The sequence below is a fragment of the Corallococcus sp. 4LFB genome, assembly GCF_046520365.1.
In the GTDB taxonomy this organism is placed as follows: Bacteria; Myxococcota; Myxococcia; order Myxococcales; family Myxococcaceae; genus Corallococcus; species Corallococcus caeni.
Genome location: NZ_JBKGHJ010000277.1, coordinates 1 through 11,232, shown reverse-complemented (window position 1 = coordinate 11,232; position 11,232 = coordinate 1). Strand labels below are relative to the sequence as shown.

The window sequence follows — 11,232 nt, the reverse complement described above, 5'->3', positions numbered from 1 at the left end:
CGCACCCGGCGCCGCGAGGTCTGGAGCTGGGAGGGTCGCACCGGCCCGACTATGGCCCTGGCGCGCGAGCCTGCCGCCAGGCCCGTTCCCGGAGCGTCGAGCGCTGGACGTTCGTGCGTCCCTCGCGGCGCTGTCCGTCACCGGGCCCGAGGCCCCTGTCCGGAGGGGCCGGACGATTCCAAGCAATCGCGTCCGCCCTGGTTCGATAATCAAAACAGGACGGAAGCAAGGGGGCTGCTTCCACAAGGGTGCTTCCGTCCGCTTGCCCTGGGGGAGGGCTGCGCATGAGCACCATTTCGAGTGCGGGTTCGTCGTCTGGCGTGTCACAGGTGAACACGACGTGGGAGCCGGAGCCGTATGTTCCGCCCCCGCCGCCGCCACCTCCGCCCGAGCCCAGGGATGCCTTCGTCGTGGCCGCACCGCGCAGGGGGCCGGACCTCCTGGGCCGTGGCTTCACGCCTCCGGCTTCCGCGCAGGCAGCGGAGGTGTCGGCCACGCAGACGGCGCAGGCCGTGGCGGACAGCGCGCCCACGGTGAACGTGGGGGAGGCGTGGACGCTGCTGACGCAGGGGTATTCGCAGGCGCGCAGCCTCACCGGCGCGGCGAACGCGGCGCTGCAGAAGGCCGCGGGCAACCCCGCGCTCCAGGCGAAGCTCATGGACTTGTTGCAGGCGACGCCCGCGCGCACGCTGGAGGACGCGCTGTCGAAGGACTTCGCCCACGGCGTGAAGGAGGCGGTGCCCAACCCGCCGCCCCGTCCCCCGGGCATCACCTCCGTGGGCACGCAGCGCGTGGCGGACTGCGCGCTGGAGGCGGTGGCGCGGCAGGGGAGCCCTTCGACGCTGAAGCCCGCGCTGGAGGCGGCGGCGAAGCAGGGCCACCTGCTGCCCGCGGACCGCGACGTGCTGGTGTCCTGCGTGGGCAGCCCGGACGTGGGCGCGAAGCTGGACTCGGCGGTGGCCGAGGTGCACGCCGCGGAGCAGGCCTACACGGCGGCCCTGGCGGAGCGTGACGCGCTGGAGCAGCGGCTGGCGGGGGACATCGCGTCCTTCGGGCCGTTCCTCACCGACACGCAGCAGAAGGCCTACATCGAGGAGTTCCGAAAGCTGCACGGGGGCGACTACGCCCGCTTCGATACGAAGGCGAAGGCGCTGGAGAGCGCGCTCGCGAAGAACGCGCCGCGGCTGGAGCAGGCCCTGCGGGGGCCGCAGGGCTCCGCGCACGCCCGGTCCATCCAGGCCGCGTACACCGCGCTGGCCCAGTCGAAGAGCGCGGGCGAGGCGCTCAAGTGGGCCGCGAAGATGGAGGCGCCCGGCTCCGCGTTCACGCCCTACATGGCGGCGCTGCCGCTGGACACCGTGCGCGAGAAGGCCGTCTCCGGCGCGCTGGTGAGCTTCTACGAGAAGTTCCCGAAGGCCACGCCCACGCAGGCGGTGGACCACATCCAGAAGCTGCTGGTCGACGGGTACCTGTTGCAGCAGCTGGGCGGCGCGAAGGCGGACGTCCAGGTCAGCGACCTGCCGCAGGCGATGCGCACGGGGCTCGCGGGCCTGCGGGACCTGGCCGCGGGGAGGACCCAGGCGGGGTTGAACACGCTGAAGGGGCTGGAGTCCGGCTCGTCGCGGTGGGGCGCCCCGTTCGCGGCGGCGGGGCTGGTGCTGGGCATCCTCCAGTCGAGTGAGTCCGCGAAGGCGCAGGATGCGCTGGGCACGCTGTGGGCGGGGACCTTCACGGCCCAGCAGTTCGCCAGCCTCACGAGCACCGCGCTGAAGGCGGCGAACAAGTCCGGCGGCGCGCTGGTGGCCACGCGGTTCGCGGGAGGCCTGGGCGCCTTCGGGGCCGCGCTGGACCTGGTGGTGCAGGGCAAGGAGATCGCCGCGGGGCAGGGCAACGCGGGCACCGGCCTGTCCATCGCGGGGGACGTGATGGGCATCGTCGGCGGGGCCCTGGTCGCGGTGGGCTCCACGGGCGTGGGAGCCCCGCTGGCGGCGGTGGGCGCGGCGGTCTACATCATGGGCGAACTCGTCAGCATGAGCATCCTGTCCCGGCAGGAGTACGAGGCCGCGGAGCAGCTGCGCTCGGAGCAGCGCACGCTGCTGAGCCGCGCGGGCGCGGACGCGGAGCAGGTCACCCACCTGGAGAAGTACTCGTCACCGGAGCAGGTGGAGTCACTGGTGAAGTCCACCGGGTGGACGCGGGACCAGGTGCTCGGCCTGGGCAAGACCTTCCCGGAGTTCTTCGCCGGCGCGGCGTCGACGCTGCCCCAACTGGACAAGGTGGCCAATGACTTCGGCCTCACGCCGGATCAGCGCTACCGGATGCTCCTTGCGATTGGCTCGACCGGCGTCGCGAAGGACAAGGGCAGCGCGCACGCGCTCAACAAGTTCGCGGAGGCCGTGCGCGACTACCCGAAGAACACCGTGGGCATCACGATGCCGCAGGGCCTGTCGAAGAAGGAGCAGTGGATCCACTTCCTGCGGGAGATGGGCAACCGCACGGGCTCCTACGACGGCCTGGGGCCCCGCAACGCGGCCATCTTACTGGAGCGGCTGAAGCCCTGACGCGGGCGCTCGCCGCCGCCCATGCGGCCGTCCACGACAGCGTGCTGACGAGCGGCGGGGAGGGTCCCCGGCTGCGTGGGGGAGGCTTCCGGACGCGGCTCGTGCCGCGGTTGCCTATCCTACGGAATGACCCTCACGCGAAGACCGCCGCCGTCACGCCTCCGGACGGTGCTCGTTGCCACCGACTTCTCACCGGCCGGAGCGCGCGCCGTGGAGCGGACGGCCCGCCTGCCGCTCGCCCCGGGGGCGGCCGTCATCCTGATGCACGTGCTGCCGGGACGGGCGCCCCGCGAGTTCGTGGAGCAGGCCCGGGAGCGGGCCGCCAGGACGCTGTCGGTCATCGCGCATGAGCTCCACGCCTCGCTTCACGCCGCGGGCTCCAGCGCCTCCGTCGAGGCGCGGCTCGTGTTCGGGAAGCCGGCCCCCACGCTTCAGCGCCAGTCCCAGTCGACTGGCGCGGACCTGGTCGTCCTGGGCCGGCATGGCCGCCGGCCGTCCGGGACCTGTTCCTGGGCTCCACCGCCGAGCACGTCATCCGGTATGGCCAGCCCCCGGTGCTCGTGGTCCACGGGCTCGTGGAGGCCCCGTACCTCCGCCCCCTGGTGGCCGTGGACGCCGGGGAGACGTCGCGGCACGCCGCGGAGTTCCTGCCCGCCCTGCTGGAGCCGCGCACCTGGCTGCGGCTCATCCACGCGTACGAGTCGCCGCTGGAGTACATGGTCTTCCCCGGGCTGACGCGCGACGAACGCAAGCGGTACCGGGCGCGGTTCAAGGACTCCGCGCTGCGCGAGCTCCGTCCGCTCCACCGGCACCTGGACACCCTGGGCCTGCGCTACCGTCAGGCCCTCGAGCACGGCAGCCCGTACTCCGTCATCCTGAAGGAAGCGCGCCGGCACCGGGCGGATCTGCTCGCGCTCGGCACCCAGGCGCGCTCGGGCGTGTCGCGCATCCTGCTCGGGAGCGTGGCGACGGACGTGATTCGCGAGGCCGGCTGCGACGTCCTCGTGGTCCGCCCTCCCGCCATGGAGCGCGGCGGGGAGCCATGAGCCAGGGAGGCCGCGGCCATGCCTGAACGGAGGCGGGCCGGGGGCCGTTACGCGGTGGCCGTCAGCGGGTCAGCGCCGTGGCGACGTGGAGGAGGGCCTCGAGCTTCTCCGCGTCCAGCTTGCGCGCGAGGTAGAGCAGGCGGCGCAACGCGGGGGCCTCGTCCTCGCGCGCGCGTGGGCGCTGGCCCTTGCGGCCTCGCACCAGGGCGGTGAGGCCCAGCATGTCCTCCGGGGACACCCTCAGCTCCGTGCAGAGGCGGTAGAGCGTCGGGACGCTGGGCAGCATCTTCCCGCGCTCCAGCCGGCTGTAGACGGCGGAGAGGAGGCCGACGCGAGGACCCACCTCCGCCTGGGTCAGGCCCTGCTCCTCGCGGGCGGCGCGGCCGCGCGGCCAATGGTGATGGCCAGGTCTTCATTCATGCCCCCCTATGTACTTGGGAGGGCCAGAACAGTGAATCCATTGGGGCGAGCCCCAGAGGGGGGATTGAGCACGTCACGTGCAGGGAACGTGTGGGGATGGAGGCCGGGCTTCTGGTAGCGTGCGCGTCCCCGCTGGGAGGACGTCGCATGCGAGTGGCCCGAAGTCCCCGAGGGTGGACGCCATGAGGCCGCCGCCCGCCATCCTGCCGCCCGGGGTCGAGGTGCTGGGCTACAACGTGGAGCGCCAGCTGGGGCAGGGGGGCTTCGGCACGGTGTACCTCGCGCGCAACGCGGGGCAGCCCTTCGCCTTGAAGTTGCTGCACCTGCCGCGCGTGGGAGAGCGGGTGGAGCGCGAGGTCTCCATCCTCTTGAAGCTGCGGCACCCCAACGTCGTGGGCCTCCAGGGCTACGGCCTGTGGCCGCCGGGGGCGCCGGGCTTCGCGGTCATCGCCATGGAGTTCGTGGACGGGCGCCGGCTGGACGCGTGGGCGGACGAGGAGAACCCCACGGCGCGGCAGGTGGCTCGCGTGGTGCTGGACGTGGCGCGGGCGCTGGCGGCTTCGCACGCGGCAGGGGTGCTGCACCGGGACGTGAAGGGGGCCAACGTCATGGTGCGGGCCTCGGACGGCCTGGCCAAGCTGGTGGACTTCGGCATCGGCGACTACGAGGGCGCCCGCGGGTTGACGGTGGACATCCTGCCGCCGGGGACGCCGGAGTACCGCGCTCCGGAGGCGTGGCGGTTCTTCCGGCAGCATGCGCGCTCACCTGGAGCCCGGTACAGCGCGGGCCCTTCGGACGATTTGTGGGCGCTGGGCCTGGTCCTCTACGCGCTGCTGACGGCGCGGCAGCCCTTCGATGGGACCGACGACGCCAGCTTCATCGAGGACGTCATGACCCGCAGGCCCACGCCGCCCCACGAGGAGAATGCACGGGTGCCCCGAGCGCTGAGCGACGTGTGCATGCGCCTGCTGGAGAAGACGCCGGAGACGCGCACGCCGAGCGCCCTGGCTGCCGTGACGGAGCTGGAGCAGGTGCTGGGCGGCGCGGATGCGGCGTGGGACGTGCCGCTCTGCGATGCCTTCGGGGAGGACACCGCGACGACGGAAGGGGGCAGGGACAGCATGGACCGGTGGCTGCGTGCGCCGCTGCACCGGCCTCGCCGGGGCAAGCGGGCACCGCCGCCCGCTGCCGAAGCGGAGACGACGGCGCCCGGGACGACCGTCAAGGCGGCGCCGAAGCCGCGTCGACGCTCGCGAGCCTGGGCGATGGTGGCGCTGGCCCTGGTGCTGTTCGCGGCGGCGGCCACGCTGAGGCTTTGGACGTCGCGAGTCGCTGGAGTGGATCCCGCCCGTCAGGAAGTAGCGGCCTCTGGCAAGGCGCCTCAAGCTGACCGCGCCGCGGCTCCCACCAGGCCGGAGGCCACCGCCGCGGCCGTCGCGCCCCCCGCGACGCTCCAGGAGGACTCAGCCACCGTGACGCCGCCGCCGAAAGACACGCAGCCCCTTCAGCTCCCCTCGAAGCCCGCGAAGACGGGCATGGGCGTCATGGCCCGTGCGGTGAGCACGGCGGCGGCCTGCACCGCGCTCGCGTGCCCGGGTCCGCAGGTGCGCCCGGCTCCGCCGCCCGAGCCGTGTCCGGTGGGAGCGGTGAAGGCCATGGAGAAGCGGGGGATAGACATTGGGGACACGCATCCGGCGGTCTTCGCAGAGGGCGACCCTCAAATCATTTCCATCGGAGAGGGACCTGTTGAGGTCCAGGTCTTTGCAAACTGGGAAGGGCTTCCGGACCGCACCGTCTTGTCAGGGCGGAGCACCGTGCGTGATCGTGTCTATGCTCGCCTCACCTGGGCGACGACGCCACAGGGCGACAGTTTCCCTGTATGCCTTGAAGTCCTTGCCGAAGAGGGCCCGCGAGGGATGGCGCGAGAAGCAGGCGATGACTCCGCATCCCGGGCGCGTATCTGGACGTCGGCATATGTGAAGGCTGTTGCTCAATTCGAGTAGCGGCTCCAACGGAAAGACTGTCGAGTGCCTTCTCCATCACGGGTCGTTCTGCTGGCGCTGCTTCTCGGTGGGAGTGCGGCGGTTGCGCAACAGGAGGTTTCGGCTTCAGTACCCGGTGCACGGCGCATCGAGCTGACACCGGAGGGGACTGGGAACGTCAGTGAAGTGACGGTCAGCCCGGGGCTGTCCACCATGCTTCTCTTCGACTCGGAGTTGCAGAGGGAGGCCGTCGAGCTGGAAGGCCGACAACGCTTTTCCCTGATCGATGTGGGGCAGGCCACTCTCAGGCTCGTGCCCTCGGCGAACGCCACCCCTGGCGAACGGTTCAAACTGGTGGTGCGCTTCCGGGACGGCTCGGCGCCATCGAGCGCGGTGTTCCTGCTGAAGGTGCATCCGGCGAAAGCGGAGGCCACCATCGAGGTCTACCGGGAACAGCGGACGATGGAGTCCTATCAGCAAGAAATCCGGGATGCGCGCGCGGAGGTCTTGCGTTGTCAGGAAGAGCTGGCGCGCATGAGAGCTGAGCACAAGGCACCCGGTGGCATGCCGGGGCTCCTCGTCAATGGCGGGTTGGACCCGCACGGTGTATCCGGTCAGGCCCTGACCAAGACCGTCGCGAAAACGGCCGCCAATGAACTGGCGGTACCCTTCGTCAATAGCTACCGCTCCAGCAAGCTGGCGACAGTGGACGTCTGGGTTGATGTGAAGACTGGAACGCTGCCATGGACGGCGGAGGGGGCAACGCTCAAGGGCAGGTCCGGCGAGGCGTTGAAGATCCTTCAAGTATGGCAGTCAGAGCCAGTCCTGCCAGGAACGCGAGGGCGCGTGATCGTTGAAGCCGAGGCCCCGGCGGCGGCTGTCCAAGGGCCCTTCTCACTCAAGCTCTGGGAGGCAGACGGGCCGCGGAGCATCACGCTCGGCAACGTGACGTTCCCCTGAGCCCTCGCGTCAACAAGGGGTTCACGACATCAGCAGGCGCGCGTCCGCGGCCCGCACCGGCCGCCGGGACCGCCGCGGAAACCGGCGGCCCCGGTAGAGGGACCATTACCGCGCCGCCGGGCTGGGGCAGGTGCTGTAGCAGTCGTCGCGCTCCGGCGCGCACTGGTCCGGCGTCGGGGAGTTGCGCAGGCAGGAGGTGTAGGCGAGGTCGCACGCGTACTCGCACGGCGGCGGGCGCATGGCCTGCACCGGGCTGGCCGCCCAGGGCTGGCACTTTTCGTAGCAGACGTTGCTCTCCGCCTCGCAGGCGGCGTCCTGCTCGGGCGACGTCGACTGATTGAAGCATTCGTCATACTGGATGAAGCAGGCCCGCTCGCAGTCCCGCTGCGACCGGGCCGTCACCGCTGCGGCGGGCGCCTGGTAGGGGAAGCAGAATTCGACGCAGGAGTTGCTTTCGTCGCGGCAGGCCTGCAGTTCCTCGGGCGTCGTCGCTGATAGCTACAGGTCCGGTAGGCCGCGAGGCAGTCCCGCTCACACGGCGTCAGCGTCTGGGATTGGGATTCAACGTCCCCCGACTCCATGTCCACGCCGCCACAGCCCGCGAACAGCCCGACCGACAGCAGTCCCGCGATGATTGCCAGACGCACGCCGCGCTCCTTGAGTTGAGGATGAAGGTGCCCCGTGAGGGGCCGTGCGAAAGTGACAGGCATTGCCAGGACCGTCACCCCGGAATCGTGTGCGAGTGACAGGATTTGAACATCCCTCACGCATTGAGCAACGGGCGCTCAGGGTCATGCGCGTCCTCCCAGGGAAGCACGTCGGCCACCAGGTCCAGGTCCGGGGCATGACGCACGGACGGGCCCCGGAGCATCGCGCTCGGCAACGTGACGTTCCCCGGAGAGTTCGCGGAAACAAACGGCATGTGTGTTATTGTGAATACATGCCGACACGCCTCGTGACGTTCCTGGGCATCCTGGTCCTTTCCTCCTGCGCGAATCCTCCTGGAAACAGCGGTGGCGCTCCGGACGGGGGAGCGGGCGACTACGATCTCCCGTCCATCCCCTACACGGTGGACGCGGGCGCTCCGATCGACGCGCCCCGTGAGTCCTGGACGTTCGTGCCCGTCCCCGACGCCCACTGCGCGAACGGGACGTCCACGGGCATGGCCGTCAACCTCACGGACCGCTCCAAGCGGGTCGTCGTCTTCCTCGCGGGGGGTGGCGCGTGCTGGGAGGCCGCCGCCTGCGCGCTGGGCACGGCCACCCACATCACCGACACGATGGGCGCGGATCCGGTGCTGGCCGAGGCCCGCGCGCCGGACCTCGCGGTGCTCTTCGACCGCGAGGACGTCCGCAATCCCTTCCGCGACGCGAGCTTCGTCTACATCCCCTACTGCACGGGCGACCTCCACGCGGGCACCCGCGTCCAGACGTATGACTGGTTCGGCCCCAAGAAGGTCGAGCACGTCGGCGCCCGGAACATGGATGCGTACCTGCGCCGGCTCCAGCCGACCTTCCCCCAGGCCGACCGCGTCTGGCTCACCGGCATCAGCGCGGGCGGCTACGGGGCGACGTTCCATGCGTGGCGCGTCCAGAAGGCCCTGCCCTGGGCGCGGGTGGACGTGCTGAATGATTCGGGGCTCATCATCGACACGCAGGGGGATGGCCGCTACGGCGCGATGCGCGCGAACTGGGGCATGGAGTTCCCTCCTGGCTGCACCGGGTGCGACACGGGCCTGTCGGCGGTGCTGGGCGCATCCGCGCGGCTGCTCACCACGCCCCGGCGCTACGGGATGCTCGGGTACCTCCAGGACGGCACCATCTCCCTCTACTTCGGACTGGAGGGCGCACAGGTGCAGTCCGGCCTGGAGGCGGCCCGCGCTTCCGCGGCGCCGAACGTGAAGACCTTCTACCTGCCGGGCAACGCTCACGTGCTCCTGGCCCACCCGGACACCGCCAACGGCGAGGGACCCACCGTGCGAGGGTGGATCCAGCAGTTCGCGGCGGAGGATCCCGCCTGGGACCACGCCGGCCCCTGAGCTCAGGGGCCTGCCGCGGTCGGCCGGCCAGAAAGGGGCAGTTGAAACCTCTTCTGGCTGACGACCTCGATCTCCGGCGCCCGGGACTTGAGCTGTTCGAGCAGCTCCGCGTGCAGCTTCTTCCTGACGCTCTGGGGCTTGAGGAAGAGCCTTCTCGGGCTCAGGAACCGGATGAAGTCCACCAGCGGAGTCGCCTGTTCTTTCGGAACATCGGCATCCAGGATCAGCAGCTCCAGCCTGGGGACGGCTGACGTGGTGTAGTCGGCATTGCAGGCGGAGCCGTTCGCGACAAGAAGGTGCTTCTCCCCGACCGTGATCAGGACGCCCGACTTCTGCGCGGGGAAGAGCGGCTTCTGGGTGAACTCAAGCAGGCGGAGGGTGACGCCTTCTCTGACAATCGTGTGCTGGGGGTGGAGCCAATGGAGCTTGCCCGCCAGGCTCGAATAGAACTCCTTCTGGCCCGGAAACCGGCATCGCCCCGCCCTGGCATCGTCGATGCGTTGCTCGAGATGTTGCTTGAATGAGCGGGAGCACCAGAGCTCCGCGGACGGTTTTCGAAGAAGCTTGATCCCGTTCTCCAGCTCATAGGCCTCTCCGCTCAGCTGTGCCGGGTCATGCTTTTGCGTCAGCGCTCCCCCTCGAGAATGAAGATGGTGTCCGCGTCGGCCTCCTCGCGCTCATCTTCTTCCGTCATCGGGTTGAAGCAATAGACCTGGCCGTCAAGCTCCAGCCGCAAGTTGTTGTCAGGAATCACCGTGATGGAGGCTGTCGGCATGGCTGTCTTCCTGGGCGCAGGGAGCGCGTGGGTGACTGGAATGAAGTCTTCGAGACCATTCGAGCGACCTGCCGCGTCCCGGGTCAAGTCGAGCGCGGCGTCTCGTCCGGGAGGCCGGGAGTGGCACCGGGGCCCGTGACGTCCTTGAACTTCACGCCGGAGATGCCCGCGCGCTCCAGTGCCTCCTTGAGCTCCTCGGACACGATCAAGGCCACCGTCCAGCCCCAGGTTCGGAATACCTTGGCCTCTCCCACCTTCGCCGTGTCGATGCGCATTCCGGACACCGAGGAATACGTCCCTACCTTTTCGGGCATCCCGTCCTCCGGGGTCCAGTAGCGCACTTCCTCGCACGTAGCGTCGTCAATGCATTTCACCCGCCGGGTGGCGTTGAGGATGAAGTGCTGAGCGGGCTGGGAGTCGATCTCCACCGGGATGAGTTGCACGTCGTCGGGCGCCAACTCGGTGAAGAGGGAGGCCACCCGGGCATGGACGACAGGGATGCTGAATGCCGCGTGGGAGTAGTCGAGCGGCGTGCCGGAGATCTTGATGGGGATCCTGATGTGCCCGTCCGGGTGTGCCCGCTGCCCGATCCTGAACTGCCACGGGTCCTCGAGCTTCCGGCCCTCCTGATCGAGCGGATGTCCCAACTCCCACCGGCCGGAGAGGTACACATCGTCAGTCAACTTGAAGAACCGCTTCTGCATGAGGTCATCCTTCATTCGGTTCGGGTCACCAACCGGTTGAGCCTGGTCCCCTGTTCCGAGAGCTCGCGCGCCAGCACCTGAAGGATCTTCGTCAGCGCCTCCCGGCAACGCTCAATGCTCTTGCAGGTCTCGGGAGTCCATCGTCGACGCAAGGTCGAGCAATACAAGAAATAGCTGTTGAGCAGGTGTCCCACTCACAAGGCACCTCTCGGCGTGCTGAGCGCGGTCTACTTGTCCAGACGCCAATTCATCACCGGATCAGAATCGCCGACCGGAAGGTAGCGACGGATGCGCTGCCGCGGGCGCGAATGGAGCGCGAGCCATGGTCGTGAAGTAGGCTCCGCCCCCGCCATGCAGCTCGCCATCCCCCATGCCCCCCGCGCTGTCCGACTCGCCCAGGTGCCCGGGGCGGTGGCTCGGCTGGTGCGTGGGGTGGTGCTGGGCGTGGCGGTCATCGCCGTGCTGGGCCTGGGCGCCGGCTACCTGGGGCGCTACTTCGTGGAGGAGCAGCGCTTCACGTCCCGCGCGGAGCTGGTGGACGCGCTGGTGGGCGCGAGCCACGCGCCGCCCCTGAACCAGCGCGAGGACGCGGAGGGCACGCTGGACGTCCTCTACACGTTCGCGGGCGAGGAGCACTCCGTGTCGGGGGTGCGCACGGACGCGGACCACGCGGCGGGCCTGGGCCACGGCGCCCGGGTGCAGCTGCTGGTGGATCCCTCCCAGCCGGGACGTCCTCGCGAGGCGAC

General features: G+C 69.9%; 11 protein-coding genes and 2 pseudogenes. 8 read left to right on the top strand and 5 right to left on the bottom strand.

Going from position 1 to position 11,232, the window contains the following annotated elements; translation table 11 throughout:
• Nucleotides 1-284 precede the first annotated feature (284 nt).
• The 3 genes and pseudogenes from ACLEQD_RS26210 (at nt 285) to ACLEQD_RS26200 (ending at nt 3,607) form a co-directional block, all read left to right on the top strand.
• Nucleotides 285-2,561 (top strand): hypothetical protein, encoded by a 2,277-nt coding sequence (locus ACLEQD_RS26210; protein WP_410387701.1) that lies wholly within the window; start codon nt 285-287, stop codon nt 2,559-2,561.
• A 126-nt stretch (nt 2,562-2,687) separates the two neighbouring features.
• A pseudogene (locus ACLEQD_RS26205) lies at nt 2,688-2,993 on the top strand (universal stress protein); the annotation flags it as partial.
• A 122-nt stretch (nt 2,994-3,115) separates the two neighbouring features.
• Nucleotides 3,116-3,607, top strand: coding sequence for a universal stress protein (locus tag ACLEQD_RS26200; RefSeq protein WP_410387700.1), 492 nt, complete (start codon nt 3,116-3,118; stop codon nt 3,605-3,607).
• 61 nt (nt 3,608-3,668) lie between these two features.
• On the opposite strand, the pseudogene ACLEQD_RS26195 reads toward ACLEQD_RS26200, so the two are convergent.
• Nucleotides 3,669-4,027: pseudogene (locus ACLEQD_RS26195) on the bottom strand (helix-turn-helix transcriptional regulator).
• 182 nt (nt 4,028-4,209) lie between these two features.
• On the opposite strand from ACLEQD_RS26195, the gene ACLEQD_RS26190 reads away from it, so the two are divergent.
• Both ACLEQD_RS26190 and ACLEQD_RS26185 read left to right on the top strand, forming a co-directional pair.
• Nucleotides 4,210-6,030, top strand: coding sequence for a protein kinase domain-containing protein (locus ACLEQD_RS26190; protein ID WP_410387699.1), 1,821 nt, complete (start codon nt 4,210-4,212; stop codon nt 6,028-6,030).
• A gap of 24 nt (nt 6,031-6,054) precedes the next feature.
• Nucleotides 6,055-6,969, top strand: a complete 915-nt coding sequence (locus ACLEQD_RS26185; protein WP_410387698.1) for a DUF2381 family protein — start codon at nt 6,055-6,057, stop codon at nt 6,967-6,969.
• A gap of 105 nt (nt 6,970-7,074) precedes the next feature.
• Here ACLEQD_RS26185 and ACLEQD_RS26180 read toward each other — a convergent pair whose 3' ends face one another.
• Nucleotides 7,075-7,371, bottom strand: a complete 297-nt coding sequence (locus tag ACLEQD_RS26180) for a hypothetical protein (protein WP_410387697.1) — start codon at nt 7,369-7,371, stop codon at nt 7,075-7,077.
• A 538-nt stretch (nt 7,372-7,909) separates the two neighbouring features.
• Between ACLEQD_RS26180 and ACLEQD_RS26175 the strand changes: the two genes are divergently transcribed.
• Nucleotides 7,910-9,007, top strand: coding sequence for a pectin acetylesterase-family hydrolase (locus ACLEQD_RS26175; protein ID WP_410387696.1), 1,098 nt, complete (start codon nt 7,910-7,912; stop codon nt 9,005-9,007).
• 2 nt (nt 9,008-9,009) lie between these two features.
• Here ACLEQD_RS26175 and ACLEQD_RS26170 read toward each other — a convergent pair whose 3' ends face one another.
• A complete protein-coding gene (locus tag ACLEQD_RS26170) occupies nt 9,010-9,189 on the bottom strand; it encodes a hypothetical protein (protein ID WP_410387695.1) in 180 nt (59 codons plus the stop codon).
• Nucleotides 9,190-9,303: 114 nt separating this feature from the next.
• On the opposite strand from ACLEQD_RS26170, the gene ACLEQD_RS26165 reads away from it, so the two are divergent.
• Complete coding sequence (locus ACLEQD_RS26165; protein WP_410387694.1) at nt 9,304-9,531, top strand: hypothetical protein; 228 nt, start codon at nt 9,304-9,306, stop codon at nt 9,529-9,531.
• 101 nt (nt 9,532-9,632) lie between these two features.
• Here the strand turns inward: ACLEQD_RS26165 and ACLEQD_RS26160 are convergent, their stop codons facing one another.
• Both ACLEQD_RS26160 and ACLEQD_RS26155 read right to left on the bottom strand, forming a co-directional pair.
• Nucleotides 9,633-9,782: a hypothetical protein gene (locus ACLEQD_RS26160; protein ID WP_410387693.1), complete on the bottom strand. Its 150-nt coding sequence runs from the start codon at nt 9,780-9,782 to the stop codon at nt 9,633-9,635.
• Between the two features lie 83 nt (nt 9,783-9,865).
• Entirely contained in the window at nt 9,866-10,486 is a 621-nt protein-coding gene (locus ACLEQD_RS26155; protein WP_410387692.1) for an imm11 family protein, read from the bottom strand.
• A gap of 351 nt (nt 10,487-10,837) precedes the next feature.
• Between ACLEQD_RS26155 and ACLEQD_RS26150 the strand changes: the two genes are divergently transcribed.
• Nucleotides 10,838-11,232 (top strand): DUF3592 domain-containing protein (locus tag ACLEQD_RS26150; protein WP_410387691.1); only part of this gene is annotated, 395 nt, incomplete at its 3' end.

Coding starts and splice junctions, on each gene's coding strand:
- ACLEQD_RS26210 (WP_410387701.1), top strand. CDS start 285: ATGAGCACCATTTCGAGTGCGGGTTCGTCGTCTGGCGTGTCACAGGTG.
- ACLEQD_RS26190 (WP_410387699.1), top strand. CDS start 4,210: ATGAGGCCGCCGCCCGCCATCCTGCCGCCCGGGGTCGAGGTGCTGGGC.
- ACLEQD_RS26160 (WP_410387693.1), bottom strand. CDS start 9,782: ATGCCGACAGCCTCCATCACGGTGATTCCTGACAACAACTTGCGGCTG.
- ACLEQD_RS26175 (WP_410387696.1), top strand. CDS start 7,910: ATGCCGACACGCCTCGTGACGTTCCTGGGCATCCTGGTCCTTTCCTCC.
- ACLEQD_RS26155 (WP_410387692.1), bottom strand. CDS start 10,486: ATGCAGAAGCGGTTCTTCAAGTTGACTGACGATGTGTACCTCTCCGGC.